This window comes from Rariglobus hedericola (genome assembly GCF_007559335.1).
GTDB lineage: Bacteria > Verrucomicrobiota > Verrucomicrobiia > Opitutales > Opitutaceae > Rariglobus > Rariglobus hedericola.
The window spans coordinates 2,002,284-2,017,989 of sequence record NZ_VMBG01000001.1 but is presented as its reverse complement, the minus strand read 5'-3'; the positions used below and the strand labels follow the sequence as shown (position 1 = coordinate 2,017,989).

16 protein-coding genes are annotated in these 15,706 nt (G+C 59.5%); 8 read left to right on the top strand and 8 right to left on the bottom strand.

Annotated features, from left to right (window positions below; genetic code table 11):
• Positions 1 to 6: 6 nt before the first annotated feature.
• The gene (locus tag FPL22_RS08830; RefSeq protein ID WP_144229872.1) at positions 7 to 966 is read right to left on the bottom strand and encodes a calcium/sodium antiporter; all 960 of its coding nucleotides are present in this window, start codon (positions 964 to 966) and stop codon (positions 7 to 9) included.
• 191 nt (positions 967 to 1,157) lie between these two features.
• On the bottom strand, positions 1,158 to 2,048 hold the full coding sequence (locus FPL22_RS18210; protein ID WP_203235132.1) for a phage tail protein: 891 nt from the start codon (positions 2,046 to 2,048) through the stop codon (positions 1,158 to 1,160).
• A 134-nt stretch (positions 2,049 to 2,182) separates the two neighbouring features.
• On the opposite strand from FPL22_RS18210, the gene FPL22_RS08815 reads away from it, so the two are divergent.
• Positions 2,183 to 4,765 (top strand): DEAD/DEAH box helicase, encoded by a 2,583-nt coding sequence (locus tag FPL22_RS08815; RefSeq protein ID WP_144229870.1) that lies wholly within the window; start codon positions 2,183 to 2,185, stop codon positions 4,763 to 4,765.
• Here the strand turns inward: FPL22_RS08815 and upp are convergent, their stop codons facing one another.
• The 4 genes from upp to FPL22_RS08795 form a co-directional block, all read right to left on the bottom strand.
• Positions 4,766 to 5,380, bottom strand: coding sequence for a uracil phosphoribosyltransferase (gene upp, locus FPL22_RS08810; protein WP_144229868.1), 615 nt, complete (start codon positions 5,378 to 5,380; stop codon positions 4,766 to 4,768). It lies immediately after the preceding gene.
• A 13-nt stretch (positions 5,381 to 5,393) separates the two neighbouring features.
• Entirely contained in the window at positions 5,394 to 6,107 is a 714-nt protein-coding gene (locus tag FPL22_RS08805; RefSeq protein ID WP_238991352.1) for a nucleoside 2-deoxyribosyltransferase, read from the bottom strand.
• 77 nt (positions 6,108 to 6,184) lie between these two features.
• Positions 6,185 to 7,123 carry a gluconokinase, GntK/IdnK-type gene (locus FPL22_RS08800; protein ID WP_144229863.1) on the bottom strand — a complete coding sequence of 313 codons (939 nt, stop codon included), beginning with the start codon at positions 7,121 to 7,123 and terminating at the stop codon, positions 6,185 to 6,187.
• 10 nt (positions 7,124 to 7,133) lie between these two features.
• Positions 7,134 to 7,352, bottom strand: coding sequence for a hypothetical protein (locus FPL22_RS08795; protein WP_144229861.1), 219 nt, complete (start codon positions 7,350 to 7,352; stop codon positions 7,134 to 7,136).
• Between the two features lie 345 nt (positions 7,353 to 7,697).
• On the opposite strand from FPL22_RS08795, the gene FPL22_RS08790 reads away from it, so the two are divergent.
• The 3 genes from FPL22_RS08790 to FPL22_RS18105 all read left to right on the top strand — a co-directional run bounded on the left by FPL22_RS08790 (position 7,698) and on the right by FPL22_RS18105 (position 10,869).
• Positions 7,698 to 8,078, top strand: coding sequence for an RNA recognition motif domain-containing protein (locus FPL22_RS08790; RefSeq protein ID WP_144229859.1), 381 nt, complete (start codon positions 7,698 to 7,700; stop codon positions 8,076 to 8,078).
• A 207-nt stretch (positions 8,079 to 8,285) separates the two neighbouring features.
• Positions 8,286 to 9,611 (top strand): DEAD/DEAH box helicase, encoded by a 1,326-nt coding sequence (locus FPL22_RS08785; protein ID WP_144229857.1) that lies wholly within the window; start codon positions 8,286 to 8,288, stop codon positions 9,609 to 9,611.
• 154 nt (positions 9,612 to 9,765) lie between these two features.
• A complete protein-coding gene (locus tag FPL22_RS18105; RefSeq protein WP_144229855.1) occupies positions 9,766 to 10,869 on the top strand; it encodes a flagellar basal body-associated FliL family protein in 1,104 nt (367 codons plus the stop codon).
• Positions 10,870 to 10,873: 4 nt separating this feature from the next.
• Here the strand turns inward: FPL22_RS18105 and dusB are convergent, their stop codons facing one another.
• Positions 10,874 to 11,983, bottom strand: a complete 1,110-nt coding sequence (dusB, locus tag FPL22_RS08775) for a tRNA dihydrouridine synthase DusB (protein ID WP_144229853.1) — start codon at positions 11,981 to 11,983, stop codon at positions 10,874 to 10,876.
• Positions 11,984 to 12,145: 162 nt separating this feature from the next.
• On the opposite strand from dusB, the gene FPL22_RS08770 reads away from it, so the two are divergent.
• Complete coding sequence (locus FPL22_RS08770) at positions 12,146 to 12,574, top strand: thiol-disulfide oxidoreductase DCC family protein (RefSeq protein ID WP_144229851.1); 429 nt, start codon at positions 12,146 to 12,148, stop codon at positions 12,572 to 12,574.
• Here FPL22_RS08770 and FPL22_RS08765 read toward each other — a convergent pair.
• Positions 12,571 to 13,740: a MalY/PatB family protein gene (locus tag FPL22_RS08765; RefSeq protein WP_144229848.1), complete on the bottom strand. Its 1,170-nt coding sequence runs from the start codon at positions 13,738 to 13,740 to the stop codon at positions 12,571 to 12,573. The genes FPL22_RS08770 and FPL22_RS08765 overlap by 4 nt on opposite strands.
• Positions 13,741 to 13,922: 182 nt before the next feature.
• Here FPL22_RS08765 and nadD point away from each other — a divergent pair, with 182 nt between their 5' ends.
• The 3 genes from nadD (at position 13,923) to FPL22_RS18100 (ending at position 15,522) form a co-directional block, all read left to right on the top strand.
• Entirely contained in the window at positions 13,923 to 14,507 is a 585-nt protein-coding gene (gene nadD, locus FPL22_RS08760) for a nicotinate-nucleotide adenylyltransferase (RefSeq protein WP_144229846.1), read from the top strand.
• Position 14,508: 1 nt separating this feature from the next.
• Positions 14,509 to 15,045, top strand: a complete 537-nt coding sequence (gene rsfS / locus FPL22_RS08755; RefSeq protein ID WP_144229844.1) for a ribosome silencing factor — start codon at positions 14,509 to 14,511, stop codon at positions 15,043 to 15,045.
• Between the two features lie 126 nt (positions 15,046 to 15,171).
• Entirely contained in the window at positions 15,172 to 15,522 is a 351-nt protein-coding gene (locus FPL22_RS18100; protein ID WP_144229841.1) for a prepilin-type N-terminal cleavage/methylation domain-containing protein, read from the top strand.
• Positions 15,523 to 15,706: the final 184 nt, after the last annotated feature.

Below are 15,706 nucleotides of genomic sequence, written 5' to 3'. Positions count from 1 at the left end.
CTTGGCTCAACTCCCGCCCGTGCGCAGCAGCAGCCATGTCGTGTAGCCGATGTAAGACGCCAGCAGCGCGGCGCCTTCCCAGCGATTCACGCGTCCGCCGGATTTGGCGAGTGGCAACAGGGCGATCGCGATCACCAGCATCACAATCAAGTCACCCCATTCCAAGCCGGGTGCGTCGATCGGTTTGATCAATGCGGCGATGCCGAGAATGCCGAGCACGTTAAAAATGTTTGAGCCGACCACGTTGCCGATGGCCACGTCGCTTTCCTTCTTGAGCGCGGCGACGAGCGAAGTCGCCAGCTCGGGCAAACTGGTGCCCACCGCCACGATGGTCAGGCCGATGGCGACCTGGCTCATGCCCCACGATTCGGCGAGCGTCACCGCACCGGTTACGAAGAAGTGCGAGCCGACGATCAACGCCCCGAGTCCGCCGATGACGAGCGCGATGCTTTTGGCGAGCCCGTCGGGTTTGGGGCCGATCTCTTCCGTGTATTCTTTGGCGGCTTTGGTGGCGGCTGTTTCGGCGCGCGCCTGTTTCACCGTGAGCACGGTATAAACGAGGAGGCCGGCCAGCAGGATGCCGCCTTCCCAGCGGGCGAGGTGTCCGTCCATCAACATGAGCAACGCGACAACCGACACGCCGATCATGATCGGCACTTCGCGGCGGATCACCTGTGCGGTTGCGGTGAGCGGAGTGACCAGCGCGCACAGGCCGAGGATCAGCGCGATGTTGCAGATATTGGAGCCGACCACGTTTCCGATGGAGATCGCACCGTTGCCGGTGAGACCGGCCTGCACGCTGACCACCATCTCGGGACTGCTGGTGCCAAACGCCATGACCGTGAGCCCGATCACGAGAGGCGTAAGCCCGAGCCGCAGCGCGAGACTTGCACCACCTTTGACGAGCGCTTGCGCGCCGAAATAGAGAACGACCAGACCGATAACGAGAGCCAGCCAAGGATTCATAAGCCGCTGACGAAGCGGGTCGGTGCACACGGTGTCAACCGGCGGACGGGCGCGTGGAAATTTCGCGCACGAGTATAACCGGGGGAACCATGCAGATGTGCTGCTCCCGTGTTGGCGATGGGGATTTCGTCATCGGTCTATCCAACTGTTGGCGCGGCTTTACACCACGATCCGGTCCAGTGCTGCCTCCCTTAAGTGGAGGTGCGCGAGGGGAAAAATCCCGAAATACAGATCAAGTAACGCTCCCCCGACAAAGCTTCCAGCGCATGCAAATCCGGCAGGGCGAAAGTGCTCTGCACTGTCTGCCGAGTGACCTGGGGTTTTGCGCCCAGCCATTTTTTCCACCAAGGCGGATTCGGCTCGGCGGCGACGGGAGGCATCGCAAGCGGCGCGACGACGTAGGCATGGCCAAGCAGAGCGTAAAGCGCGGTGTTGGCGGTGATATCGAGCAGAGTGCCATCGCATCGGTGATAAGCGGCTAGATTGCCGCAACCGCCCGCGTTGCGGATCACCCCGAGGACATCCTGATCGTTGTTCGCCTCGGTTGAGATGATCGGAAGCGTCGCCGTGAATTCACGCAGTGCGCTCAAGTCGGGCGTCGCAAAAGTGCTCACCCCATCGCCGCCGAATCGCGCACCCAATAAACCGAACAAGTCCGGATATTTTTCTACCTCCAGGTGAGTGCCGTCACACGAGACAAACCCGGCGGGAGCGAAGTTAAATGCCGCGAGGCCCACTCGGGGAGACAACGAGTGCCAGATTGCGAGTGCGCCTTCGAGATGGCCATTTCGCAGCGGCGTTTGGCCGGTGTTTGGTATCTGCCCGTCGGCGGTGGAAGGGGCGGTCACGCAAATAGCGTAACGACTACCCGCCAAATCCTGCTCCTCTTTTCGTCTATCCGGTAGTGCAAACGTCGTTACGCCATTACCGCCGTGGGTCGGGCCCAAAACCGCGAACAGCGCCAAATGATCGGCGATGAGCAACTCCCGGCCATCGCAAAAAAAGTGTCCGGGCGGCAACGTGGAGTCGGGCGGCAGGACAATCTCGAAGGGTAGGGATTTAGTGGGGGCTGGATTGCTCACTGGTTAACAACGACCTGTGTGACAACGTTGGGTGAATGCAATGCCGATCCCAAATCCTGAAAAACTTTTTGCGGTAGCAGCTAAAATACCACCGAGCTTGTCACTCCGGCGGAGGCCCGCCCTTGTGGGGCGACATGTCTTTGCCGCTTGCACCTGCTCCTCTCACGCCTCTCACCGGGTTTCCGGTGGCGGATGTCGTGCTCGACCGTTTCATAGAGGCATCGAAGGAGCGCGGGCTTGAACTTTATGCCGAGCAGGAGGAAGCGATTTTGGAGCTGTTTGCGGGGCGGAATGTGATTCTCAACACGCCGACCGGGTCGGGGAAATCGCTCGTGGCGGCGGCGTTTCATTTCAAGGCGATCTGTGCGGGGCAGCGGTCGGTTTACACGTGTCCGATCAAGGCGTTGGTGAACGAAAAATTTTTGTCGCTGTGTCGTGAATTCGGTCCCGATCACGTGGGCATGATGACGGGTGATGCGAGTGTGAACTCCGATGCGCCTATCTTGTGCTGCACGGCGGAGATCTTGGCCAATCTCGCGCTGGCGGGAGGCGAGCGCGCGGCGGCCATCAAGGTCGTGATCATGGACGAGTTTCACTACTACTCGGATGCGGAGCGTGGTTATGCATGGCAGGTGCCGTTGCTCACGATGCCGTGGACGCGGTTTTTGCTGATGTCGGCCACACTGGGATCGACGGAGTTTTTCGAGAAGGAACTCACACGGATCACTCACGCGCCGACGGTGACGGTGAAAAGCGACCGGCGTCCGGTGCCGTTGGAGTTCGAGTATTCGGAGACGCCGCTGGTCGAGCGGCTGGCGGCGTTGTTGGAGGATAAGCGTGCGCCGGTTTATCTGGTGCATTTCACGCAGCGCGCGGCGTCGGAGGCGGCGCAGAGCCTGATGAGCCTCAACGTGTGTTCGAAGGACGAAAAGGCGGCTATCGCGACTGCCTTGGAGGGCGTGCGGTTCACGAGTCCGTATGGCAAGGAAGTGAAGCGCTGGCTGCGGCATGGCGTGGGCGTGCATCACGCGGGGCTGCTGCCGAAGTATCGCATCCTCGTGGAGCAGCTCGCGCAGAAGGGACTGCTCAAATTGATCTGCGGCACCGATACGCTCGGTGTGGGGATCAACGTGCCGATCCGAACGGTTGTGTTTACTCAGCTGTGGAAATACGACGGGAAGAAAGCGGCGATTTTGAGCGTGCGGGATTTTCGTCAGGTCGCGGGACGCGCGGGACGACGTGGATTCGACACAGTGGGTTATGTCGTGGTGCAGGCGCCGGAGCACGTGATCGAAAACAAACGCGCGGAGGAAAAGGCGGCAAAGGATCCGAAGAAAAAGAAAGCGGCCAAACGCAGTGCACCGGATGGCGAGGTGGGTTGGGACGCGAAGACATTCGAGAAGCTGATGGTCGCGCCGTCGGAGCCGTTGGTGTCGCGGTTTGATGTATCGCATGGGATGTTGTTGCAGGTGCTCGGGCGCGATGAGGACGGCTGCAAAGTGATGCGGCAGCTGATCGCGGACTGTCATGAGACGCCGCACAAAAAACGCGGGCTGTGGAAGCGGGCGTTCCAGTTGTTTCGCGCGTTGCTGGAGCGGAAGATCGTGTCGTGGATTCCGGTGACGGCGACGGGGCGCAAGCTGCGGGTGAACGTGGAACTGCAGGATGACTTTTCGCTGCACCAGGCATTGTCGCTCTACCTGCTCGATACGGTGAAGCTGCTGGACCGGGCGTCGCCGGATTATCCGTATGACGTGCTCACGTTGTGCGAGGCCATCGTCGAGGATCCGGATCAGATTTTAAGGCAGCAGGTCAGCCGCTTGAAGGGCGATGCGGTCGAGCAGATGAAGGCGGAGGGGATTCCTTACGAGGAGCGTATGGAGAAGTTGGAGACCATCGAGCATCCTAAGCCGCTGCGGGAATTCCTATACGACACGTTCAATGCGTTCGCGGCGGTGCATCCGTGGGTGGGGCAGGAGAACGTGCGGCCGAAGTCGATCGCGCGCGAAATGTATGAGCGCTACATGTCGTTTGCCGATTACGTGCGCGACTACGGGTTGCAACGCGGCGAGGGGCTGTTGTTGCGGCATCTGTCGCAGGTGTGGAAGGTGCTCGCGCAGACGGTGCCGGATGACGCGAAGACCGAGGAAGTCGTGGAAATGGAAACGTATTTCCGCGAGCTGATCCGCGGGATCGATTCGAGTCTGCTGGAAGAGTGGGAGCGGTTGCGTGATCCGGATTACGTGGCGGCGGAGCTGGCGGGCGATAAGCCGGCGCGTCCTTCGAGCTACGACATCACGCGGGATGCGGTGGCGTTCCGACGCTTGGTGCGCACGGCGATCTTTGGGTTTTTGCAGGAAGTCGCGGCGCGGGATTGGGAAAGCGCGGCATCCCGGCTCACGACGGGAGAGGCGTTGGCCGAGGGTGAGAATACGTTGATGTCACCCGAGGCGAAACGGATTGAGAAGGCGTTTGGCGCTTACTTCGATGCGCGCGGACGTTTCCGCTTGGACCCGGAAGGACGTGCGGCGAAGCACACGCATTTCGCGGAGGAGCGCGATGCGGATGGCGTGTTGTCGTGGCCGGTTGCCCAGATGCTCGTGGACAAGGATGAGCTTAACGATTGGGAAGTGCGTTTCACGGTGTCGCTGGCCGAGTCGCGTGCGCAGGCGAGGGCGGTGGTGCGGTTCGACGATGCGGTCGCGATTGGCGCGTGATCAGGTGCCGTAGAGGCGGTCGCCGAAATCGCCGAGGCCGGGGAGAATGTATTTCTTCGCGTTGAGCTCGCGGTCGAGGGCGGCGGTGAAAATCGGCACGGTCGGATGAGCGGCTTCGACGACCTTTACGCCTTCGGGCGAGCAGACGATGCACACGAGGCTGATATCGGTGGCGCCGGCGGCGATCAACGCATCCAGCGCAAGCACGGCGGAACCGCCCGTCGCGAGCATGGGGTCGACGACGAGCACGCGTTTATCGGCGAGGGGAGGGAGCTTCTGGTAGTAACTGCGCGGCAGCGCGGTTTCATGGTCTCGCTCCAGACCGACATAGCCGACGCTCACATCGGGAAACAAATCCGTGAAGGGTTCGACCATGCCGAGACCCGCGCGGAGGATGGGTATGACGGCAAGCGGCTTGGCGAGGGCTTGCCCGGTGTGTTTTTCGAGCGGGGTTTCGACGACCTCATCCTTCAAAGCGAGATCGCGCGTGGCATCGAGCGCGAGCAAGAGTCCGATGCGGTAACAGAGCGTGCGAAACGTGGCCGGTGGCGTGGTGCGATCACGCAGCTGCGTGATGATGTGGGCGCCGAGCGGATGATTGAGAATGTGCAGCATGGCGGTAGACCGCTCAGAGCAAGTCACGCTCCACTTTGTTCTTCAGGATGATCTCCAGTTCGCGGCGCAGATCCTTTTTGTTGCCTTTGAGATTCGGCATGAGGGCGAGCCATTGATAGACTTCCTCGCGCAGATGCTTGGGCATGACGGGCTCGATGGCGGTGACTTTATCGAGGGCGCGCACACAGGCCTCGGCGATGTGTTCACACATCTTTTGGGCATCGGCCGAACTGTGTTGTCCGGCGAGGCGCACGACTTCGTCGGCCTTGGCTCGATTAGTCGTGGCGCGGCGGCGGGTCTGGGTGGCGGTCTTGTAGAGGCCGATGCTGTTGACCACGACGCTGGTCGTGCGCGGATAGAAACTCGACATGAGGTTCCACGGGTCGCCGACCTGGTCGCCGCCGTGGCGGAAATCGCTGCGAAGAATCGCCGCCGGGATGTCGGCGAACTTGGCGAACATGAATTCGATCACCGTGCCCGAATCGAGTTCGGTGCCATCGTAGTTGAAGAGCGCGAGATCGCAGGCCAGCAGCGTGCGGATATCCACGTCGCGGATACTGTGGGCGGTGGTGCGGCGTTGCTCGATGTTTTGCGGGAGAACGCAGAGATATTTCCCGTGGGATTTCTCGTAAATGGCCTCGGCCAGATAGGCGTTGCCGATGAGGTGCTTGAGGCTGAAAAGCTCGCTCGCAAAATAAACGGTGTAGCTCTTCTTGTTGGATTTCATGCCGCGTGCCATGAGCGCACAGCAAGCGGCACGCCGATGGAGCGCACAATGTTTTTTACCATGCCGGCGGACACAGCTCAGATCCCGTAGTGACGCCGGACCGACGAGACGAGAGCTTCAGGGCTCGCGTAGACATCGAGCGTCAATGCATGCCGGGGCGCTTGAAGGGTCTCGAGCTGGCTGGTGAGCAGAGCCGGCGGTGCAAAGTGTCCGGCACGGGCGGACAGACGCGCAGCGAGGAGTTCGGGTGAGCCCTTGAGATAAATGAGTTTCACGCAGCCGGGGTCGTCGACCAGCAACTCACGGTAGGTTGCTTTTAACGCAGAGCAGGCGAGCACGGTGTTTTTGCGCGCGGCGATCGAAGCATCAATGTGGCGTCGGACATTTGCCAGCCAAGGTGCGCGGTCGGCGTCGGTGAGCGGGATGGTGGCGGAGAGTTTGGCGATGTTGGCGGGCGGGTGAAGGTCGTCCGCATCGATGAATGCCCAGCCGAGCGAATCGGCGAGCAGCCGGCCGACCGTGGACTTGCCGCTACCGCTGACGCCCATCAGGAGGAGCACGCGAGGTTCATTGAGTTCCCACGAGCGAGCAGTCACGGGATCACGACCTTCGTCGAAATCGTTAAAATCAAACATGGTCTCGATCTGTTTGCCGATGAGACCGCTCGAAGCGATGCGTTCGAGCAGGACGGGCGTGCGATCGTCGCGCCAACCCAGCTTCATCATGAAACGGTTCCAGATGGTGCACTGTTCGTCCGAACGTGAGCCACCTTCGGCGTGAGCCCAATGCAAGACGTCTTCATCGCAGCCCTCCGCGAGCGTGCGTGTTTTCAGCGTGGCGTAATCAATCCCAAGGAAACTGCAGGTGCGCCCGTCAAACCCGATGCCGAGGTTGGACTGATAATCCGCCGGCAGCCGGCCTTCTGATTGAAGGCGGATTTTATCGAGCATCCGGCCGAAATGGACCAGACGGCCGGTGAGTGAGTATTCGCTGCGAAGTCCGGGAACGTGGGGCATGTTGGGCGAATTAATCTCTCCAGATATACAGCGCGGTCGCCAGTAAACCGAATAATACGGTGGGGCCGACCAGCCACATGGGATGAATCGGCACGTGATAGGTTTCGATCAGCCACCACAGGGCGGTGCATTTTACGGCGATCAAGGCCCAGCCGATGACAATCCAGCGTTCCGAGCGTTGGCTGCGAGCTTCTGGGGCAGGTTGAGGGGAAGTGTGAATGGTTTTCACAAAGCTAGATGGGATTAAAATAAAAGAATAGAGGCGGAATGGCGCAAATAAGGCCAAAATATGTGCTCGCGGTGATTAAATCGCGGCGTGGCGAACAGGCTCTACAAGAATCAGGGAATGCCTGATTTCAAACGTGTTGCTGCTCTTTATTCAGTGAACATGGATATGGTATGTCGCGATTTTTATTGCGTTTATGAAATTACAGCTCATCTCATGAGGCTTATCGTCAGAGAAGCGTTAGATGACAGGAACTGGTGAGTCGTCAGTGGGTATTGGACCCGGGATGATTTGAAACCCGATAGTCGGGAACGGACTGGCAGCGGACGGGAATCGACGAATCATCCTATGAGTTCCAAACTCTACGTTGGCAATATGTCCTTCAAAACCTCCGAAGACGAGCTCCGCTCGGCTTTCGGCCAGTTCGGTAACGTCACCGACGTCTATGTCGCCATGGACAAAATGACCGGCCGCCCCCGCGGTTTCGCGTTCGTCACTTTCTCTTCTCCTGAAGAGGCCAAGGTTGCTGCTGAGAAGCTCAACGGCGTCGATCTCGGCGGCCGCGCTCTCACTGTTAACGAAGCCCGTCCGAAAGAGGAAGGCGCTGGCCGTTCCTTCGGTGGTGGCGGCGGCGGCGGTGGCCGTGGCTTCGGTGGCGGCGGCGGCGGCGAACGCCGTGGCGGCTTCGGTGGTGGCGGCCGCTCCGGCGGCGGCGATCGTCGTTACTAATTCTGTTTCGGCCTAAATGGCTGATCACGAACTTTTCGAGGGCGAGTCGCCTAACTGCGACTCGCCCTTTTTGTTTTTCAAATTCCGACCGCTTCGGTGGTCACATTTTTAGGATGGGCATTTCGCCTGTCCGTGGGCGCGCGGGTCGCGCGTCCCTCTGCCGGCGCCTTTGTGCGCGGGTATTCAGTCCGACCCGTTTTTGCATCCATGTCCTTTAAAGATCTCAATCTCGCTCCGGATATCCTCCGAGGCGTTGTCTCGGCCGGTTACACCGATCCGACTCCCATTCAATTGCGCGCCATTCCCGTGGTGCTCTCCGGACGCGACCTGATCGCCTCCGCTCAAACCGGCACTGGCAAGACCGCCGCGTTCGCCCTTCCCATTCTTTCCCGGCTCGGCACCCACGGCCGCGCGCCCCGTGTGCTCGTCCTTGAGCCCACGCGTGAGCTCGCTGCGCAGGTCGAGACGGCGTTCCGCGATTTCGCACGCCATACCGATATCCGCACGGTCGCCCTGTTCGGCGGCGTTGGTTACGGTGCCCAGCGCAACGAACTCAAGCGCGGCGTCGATGTGATCTCCGCCACTCCGGGTCGCCTGATGGACTACATCAAGGGCGGCGAACTCTCGCTCAACACCATCGAGATTCTCGTTCTCGACGAAGTGGACCGCATGCTCGACATGGGTTTCCTTCCTGTGGTCAAAGACATTATCGCCCGCTGCCCGAAAGGCCGCCAGACGCTGTTCTTCTCGGCGACCGTTCCTCCGGAGATTGCTGCCGTCGCATCATTCGCGTTGAAGAACCCCGATCGCGTCGAATGCGGCGTCAATCGCTCCGTCAACCAGTCGGTCAATCACGCTCTCTATCCCGTCGCCTGGGCCCAGAAGTTCGACCTGTTGGTCGCGCTGCTCGAAAAAACCGATTTCCAAAGTGTGCTGGTGTTCAGCCGCACCAAACACGGAGCCGATAAAATCGCCGCCCGTCTCAAGGCTGCCAAGCACACCGTTGCGGTGCTTCACGCGAATCGTTCCCAGAATCAGCGCATCGAGGCGCTCGCCGGTTTTAAAAGCGGCAAATACGAAATCATGGTCGCCACGGATATCGCTGCACGCGGCATCGATGTCGCCGGCGTAACCCACGTCATCAACTATGATGTGCCGGAAAACCCGGAGGATTACGTCCACCGTATCGGTCGCACGGGTCGTGCGATGGCCGTGGGCGATGCGTTCACGCTCGTCTCGCCGGAGAACGCCGACGACATCCGTGACATCCAGCGCTTCATCGGTGCGAAGATCCCCGAGCTCCGTCTTGAGGGTTTCCCTTATCAGCCGTTTGTCATGAACCCCTCGTATCCGAAAAAAGGCCAGCAACAGCAGCGTAGACCCGCTGGTGGTGGCGGCGGAGGCGGTGGTGGCGGCCGTCGTCCGCAGCAGGGTTCATCTGGTCAGCGCGGTGGAGGGGGCGGAGGTGGTCAATCCGGTGGTCCCGGTGGTGGCAACCGTTCGGGCGGAGGCGGGTTTCGCGGCCGTCGCTAACGCGGACAGGCATCGTCCCTGAGAGGAATCATCGCAGAGAGCCCTTGGTCGGCACGCCAATGGCTCTCTCTTCTCGCGAAAATCAATGCGAATGGGGCGGTTCTGCTAATAATTTGATTCCGCTCATCTCTAAAAAACCTATTTTCCTGCCATCATGAGCGACGAGTCACCACCTCCTCAACTACGCCTGCGGCCCCGCAAGCGTGATGACGAGCCGACTCTGCCTGTCCCGCCAGCCGCACCGGTTGCCGTGGATGCCACGCCAGCTCCCGTCGAAACGCCGGTGATAGCGGCTCCTGCTGAATCGACGGATGCGCCCGTGCGTTTTCGGCTTAAGCCCAAGCTTACATCCGAGCCCGAAGCACAAAAGGTCGACGCGGTGATTGAGCCTGCACCATCGGTTCCGAGCGTTCCTGCCACGACGCCTTCATTGTTCACCATGCCCCCTGTCGAAGATTCGGCGGGCGTGCCGAGGTTGAAGCTTAAGTCACTGGCTCCGGGTGCGATCGAAGCGCCGTCGGGTGCGCCGCTGCCCGCATTGCCGCCGGTGCCGCCTATTCCTCCGCCGCCACCGGTGATTGTATCTGCGGCATCGATTCAGCTGCCGGCCGAGATTCCGGGATCACTGCTGGTCGGAGCTTTGCCGCCTGTCGTCGTGAAACCGGTCTCGGCACCGCCGCCGATCCCGCGTGCGGTTTCGGTGATGCCGCCGCCTCCCGTGGTTTTACCTCCGGCCGGTGCGAGATCCAAACCTCCGGCCAAAGGTTCACCTAAAAAAATGGTGGTGGTGATCAGCGTGCTGATTGCCGTGCCGGTCATTTTTGGGGCCGCCATTTACTTTTTCATGTATCGCGATGCGTCGCCGGCGGGAGCGTCTGCCTCGACGAATCCCGCGGCCACTTCAGCGCAGCCGGCAGCTATTAAGGTCGTCGGGACGGACACTCAGGGCGCCGGTCCGCAAATCGCCCCGCTGCCCATTCAACCTTCGCAGATGCCGGCTCCGGTTTTGTCGTCTAATAAGCCCAGGGGGCCGACCAATGCAGCGCAGACCGCGGCCCTCCGTGCCTGGGTGGAAGAGGCGCGTATCACCGGTGTCGTCGACGGTGCCTCGCCGCGCGCGATCATCAATAATCGTCTGGTTCGCCCGGGTGAAATGGTCGATGCCACTCAAGGCATCATTTTTGACGGACTGGATGTGGGGCGGAAGAAGTTGATTTTCCGCACAGCGTCCGGCGTTTTTGCCGAGAAATCGTATTGAGCGCTTACCAGGTATCCACCGGCCCTTTGGGCACGGGGATTGATTCGCGGGAGAATACAGGATCGTCGGGATCACGCATGAACGACGCGATCATCGCGCCCGGGGCGTATTGAGGTTTCAATACACCGTTCTCATCGCAGAACGGCTTGCGCCACTCGAGGAACTCCGCGATCGCGGCCTCGAAGTCGGCGCGCGATTTGATGGTGATGATGCGCGCCTTGAAGGGCTTGGCCGGACCAAAACGCTTGGCATACCACGGCGCGACTTTGCGGAAATGCACGGAGCCGCGCTCCTCACCGTAGAATTCGCAGTAACGCTCGAAGTGGCGGCGAAGGACGCGCAGTCGTTCGTCGAGCGAGGGCTCGGGCAACAGTTCACCGGTGCGCAGGTAGTGGTCGGTGCGGCGGAAAATCCAAGGATCGTAGAACGCGCCGCGTCCGATGGAGACGCCGGCGCAGCCCGTCTGCTCGATCATGTGTTTGGCGGCTTCGGGTGTGGTGACATCGCCATTCCCGATCACGGGAATCGTCTTCACGGCCTGCACGACGGACCGGATGCCGGCGAGATTGACCTGACCGGCGAATCCTTGGGCACGCGTGCGGCCGTGGACAAAAATCGCGGCGACACCGGTGTCCTCAAGCACGCGCGCAAGATCGGGGGCGGTGAGGTTGTCGTCGTCCCAGCCAAGGCGCATCTTGGCGGTCACGGGGATTTTGACGGCGTCGATCATGCCTTTGACCAGTGCGGCGGTTTTATCGAGTTCGGTCATCATGGCGGAACCGCCGCCGATCTTGACGACCTTTTTCACGGGACAACCCATGTTGATGTCCACCGACTGGGCTCCGAGTTGCTCGCAGATGACGGCGGCATCGCGCATTTCTTCGGGCACGGAGCCAAAGAGCTGGATGGCGAGCGGGCGATCTTCAGCGCTGGATTCGACCAGTTTCAGGGCGACGTGATTACGCTCGATGAGCGAACGGGCGTTGACCAAGTCGGTGGTTGCCCAGCCAAGCCCGCCCAGTTCCCGCACGGTAAGCCGCATGGGGAGATTCGTGTATCCGGCCAGCGGAGACAGGAATAAGTTGGAGGAAAGGAGGTGAGGGCCAATGCGCATGGACGAAGATCGTCTTGCACGTTGCCCCTTGGAACGCGCGCGACAAATGCAAAATCCGATCTGCCCGGACGGATCGTCCGCCGCGAGCTAGGATGATCAGCGGCAGAGGCCCTAAAAAATGACATTGGCGCGTCGTTAGTGAAACGATCACTGTCGGGCTTTATGGAAGCCGCCCCGTCACAACCCGTTTTACTCTACGACGGGGAATGCGGGCTTTGTAATGCAGTGATGCGTTTTATGCTCAAAAATGATCGCCGGGGCGTTCTGATGTTTGCGCCGCTGCAGGGCCGCACGGGGCAGGATTTTCTGCGTGGACATGGGCTCGATGCCGGCAATTTCGACAGCATTGTATTTATTGAGGACCTCGGGCGTGCCGACACCCCGTTTTATTTGCGGACGACCGGTGCGTTGAAAGCGCTGGGAACGTTGGGTGGTTTTTATGGAAAACTGGCGGGAGTATTGAGCGTCGTGCCGGCTTCCTTACGCGACGTGGTTTACAAAATCATCGCGCGAACGCGTTACCGGATATTCGGGCGTTATCACCCCACGCCGTTGCCCGATCCGGCATGGCGGAAGCGGATCCTCGATTAACGGAGAGCGTCGACGGCGGCTTTCATGCGTTTCAGCGCCTCGGTCAGGGTTGCGCGCGGACAACCGAAGTTGATGCGCACGTGGCTGCCACGTTTTGCGCCGAAGAAAGCGCATTCACTGAGGCCGACACCGTGCTGTTCAAAGTGCGCGATGGGATCGGTCAGCTTAAGCGACTCGATGTTGATCCAAGCTAGATAAGTTGCTTCGACGGGTGCGGCGATGTGCAGGCCGGGAAGTTCGCGAGCAAGGAAATCGATGAGGAAGTCGCGATTGCCGCGTAGATAGGCCAGAAGATCCTGACGCCATTCTTCGCTATCACGGTAGGCGGCTTCACACGCGGCAAAGCCGAGCGTGGTCACTTCGGCCACGATGCCTGCGGTCGCGCGCACGAAGCGTGCACGCAGTGCGGCATCGGGGATGACGGCGAACGAAGTGCCTAGGCCCGGGACGTTGTAGGTCTTGCTGGGTGCCATCAGGGTGACGCTGCGGGCGGCGATTTCAGGCGAAAGAGTCGCCGTGGGAATGTGCGGAAGCGATGCGTCGAGGATGAGGTCGCAGTGGATCTCGTCGGAGCAGAGAATCAGGTCATGACGCACGCAGAATTCCCCGAGACGCACGAGTTCGGCGCGGCGCCAGACACGGGCGAGGGGGTTGTGCGGATTGCACAGGAAGAAGAGTTTGGTTTTGGGTGTTACGGCGCTCTCAAGCGCATCCCAATCGATGTCCCAGCGGGCGGGGGAGATCGATGAGTTCAAGGCGAACGGCACGGTGATGGAGACTCGGCCGCTGTTTTTAGGAGCGGTCATAAACGGCGGATAGACCGGCGTGAGGCACAGGACTTCCTCTCCCAGTTGGGCAAACGCCTGCGAGGTGACATTAAGTCCGCAGACGAGACCGGGCAGCCAGACGATCCACGAGGGATCAATGGTCCAGCCGTAACGTGAGGAGAGGGCATCGGTAACGGCGCTCACGGTGGAGGCGACGGGGCGGGCGTAGCCAAAGATGCCGTGCTCCACGCGTTCGTGCAGGGCCGCGATGATCGCCGGTGATGAGCGGAAATCCATGTCAGCCACCCAAAGCGGGAGAATGTCTTTGTCGGCGTATTTCTGCCACTTTTGCGAGTCAGTGCCGAGGCGCTGCGGAACGGTGTCGAAGTCGAAGCTCATGCTGTTGAAAAAGGGGAGGCTGAGTTTGCAGGAAACGCAAACGCTGGCGCGACGGTTTTCAGCGGAGTAGGGAAAAAGTTTTTCCGCTCACTAACCAATACGATGGGAATTGTCGGTGAGCAGAGCAGTGGCCGGAAGCGCGGCCTTGCGGCGTTCGGCTTGGATGGATTGTTTGGCGGGCGATGAAGATTGGTTTTATGGGGGGCAGTTTCGATCCAGTGCACTTCGGCCATTTGGTCGCGGCACAGGATGCTTATGAGCACGGCGGGCTTGATCGGTTGGTTTTCGTGCCGGCGGCTCAGGCGCCCTTAAAACCGGGCGCCGTGAGGGCTTCCGCGGATGCACGGCTGACCATGTTGCACGCGGCGGTTTCAACCGATGCGCGTTTTGAAATTTCAGATCACGAGATTCGCAAAGGCGGGATCAGCTACACGATTGATACGGTGAGATACCTGCGCACCCAGTTTCCCGATGATGAACTCGCCTGGGTGATCGGAGCGGATCAACTGGAGCGGCTGCACTTGTGGCGTGAGATTGGAGAATTGGTGAAGCTGGTTGAGTTCATCGTTTTGGCGCGGCCGGGCTGGCCTAAATCCGAACGCACGGATATTGCGGGACTGCGTTTGAGGTGGTGCCAAGGGCATTTGCTGGAAGTCAGTTCCACCGAGGTGCGCGAACGCATCGCGACCGGATTACCGGTGGATTTTTTGATTCCTCACAAGACGGTTGAGTATATCGAGAAAACCGGCCTCTATCGTTCTATCTAACATGTCGAACACGCTTCCGTCTGATTCCACGTTTCTATTGCTCAAGCAGCTGGTCCGCGCCCTTGATGAAAAAAAGGTCGGTGATCTGCGCGTGCTCAAGGTGAGCGCGAAGTCCACGATCACCGACTACATCGTGCTGGCCACGGGTAACTCCGAACCGCATCTGCGCGCCTTGCGCATCGAGGTTGAGCGCGTGCTGGATGAGGTAAAACATCCGATCGCGGGCATGGAAGTGGGCACGTATGGCAGCGGCTGGACCGTAGTGGACGCCTACCAGATCATGACGCACCTCTTTACGCCTGAGCAGCGTGCCAACTACGCGCTCGAGAAGCTCTGGAAGGATGCTGAAGTCCTGAATGTGGCTGCCTTGGTCGCCCAACCCAAAGTTGATAAGCCTGCTGCAAAAAAGGCGGTTAAGAAGAAAGCTGTGGTTAAGAAGACGGCGTCCAAGACCAAGGTCTCGGTGAAGAAGGCACCGGCTAAAAAGAAGACGGTTACCGTTGCCAAAAAGCCGGTAGCCAAGAAGAAGGCGAAGTAATCGGTTTGCTTTTAACGAGTTCGTTTTACAAAAAGCTAACCAATTCCGCCTTGCGAGTAAGTTGGCCTAGTCTATGCATTTTGGAACTGCTCGCTTTTGAGCCTTAACATACATCCTAGGATTCATATGAAAAATATTCGCTCCAACAAGGGTTTCACCCTCGTCGAAATCATGATCGTGGTCGTCATCATCGGCCTCCTCGCCGCCATGGCCATCCCTGCCTTCCAGAAGGTTCGCGCCTCCTCGCAAGATAAAGCTGTTGCGAATAATATGCGCCAGCTGGGTGCTGCTGCCGACCAATATTTCCTCGAAAACGGCACTTCCACTGCAGCTATCGCAAATTTGGTGGGTTCCTCTAACTACATTAAAGCACTAAATACTGTGGCTAATGAAGCCTATCCCGCTGCTTACACCCAAGGTGTTACGATCACAGTTTACAGCATTGCTGGAGCCCGCACAGTCACCTACTCCCAATAAGCTGGTATAATCTTATTTTCGGCCGTCTGTTATATACAGACGGCTTTTTTTTTGATAATTATTAATGTTTTGTTTTGCAGCTGGTGGAAAATAAATGAGGGTCAATAGACTCTGTGTTCAATTGAGGTATTTGGTAGCGTTTTGAATTGTTGATTCTCAATCTAGTCGGTCGGTCTATTTGTTT

Coding starts and splice junctions, on each gene's coding strand:
- FPL22_RS18100 (WP_144229841.1), top strand. CDS start 15,172: ATGAAAAATATTCGCTCCAACAAGGGTTTCACCCTCGTCGAAATCATG.
- FPL22_RS08765 (WP_144229848.1), bottom strand. CDS start 13,740: ATGAGCTTCGACTTCGACACCGTTCCGCAGCGCCTCGGCACTGACTCG.
- nadD (WP_144229846.1), top strand. CDS start 13,923: ATGAAGATTGGTTTTATGGGGGGCAGTTTCGATCCAGTGCACTTCGGC.
- dusB (WP_144229853.1), bottom strand. CDS start 11,983: ATGCGCATTGGCCCTCACCTCCTTTCCTCCAACTTATTCCTGTCTCCG.
- FPL22_RS08815 (WP_144229870.1), top strand. CDS start 2,183: ATGTCTTTGCCGCTTGCACCTGCTCCTCTCACGCCTCTCACCGGGTTT.
- upp (WP_144229868.1), bottom strand. CDS start 5,380: ATGCTGCACATTCTCAATCATCCGCTCGGCGCCCACATCATCACGCAG.
- rsfS (WP_144229844.1), top strand. CDS start 14,509: ATGTCGAACACGCTTCCGTCTGATTCCACGTTTCTATTGCTCAAGCAG.
- FPL22_RS08785 (WP_144229857.1), top strand. CDS start 8,286: ATGTCCTTTAAAGATCTCAATCTCGCTCCGGATATCCTCCGAGGCGTT.
- FPL22_RS08800 (WP_144229863.1), bottom strand. CDS start 7,123: ATGCCCCACGTTCCCGGACTTCGCAGCGAATACTCACTCACCGGCCGT.
- FPL22_RS08790 (WP_144229859.1), top strand. CDS start 7,698: ATGAGTTCCAAACTCTACGTTGGCAATATGTCCTTCAAAACCTCCGAA.
- FPL22_RS08830 (WP_144229872.1), bottom strand. CDS start 966: ATGAATCCTTGGCTGGCTCTCGTTATCGGTCTGGTCGTTCTCTATTTC.
- FPL22_RS08770 (WP_144229851.1), top strand. CDS start 12,146: ATGGAAGCCGCCCCGTCACAACCCGTTTTACTCTACGACGGGGAATGC.
- FPL22_RS18105 (WP_144229855.1), top strand. CDS start 9,766: ATGAGCGACGAGTCACCACCTCCTCAACTACGCCTGCGGCCCCGCAAG.
- FPL22_RS08805 (WP_238991352.1), bottom strand. CDS start 6,107: ATGAAATCCAACAAGAAGAGCTACACCGTTTATTTTGCGAGCGAGCTT.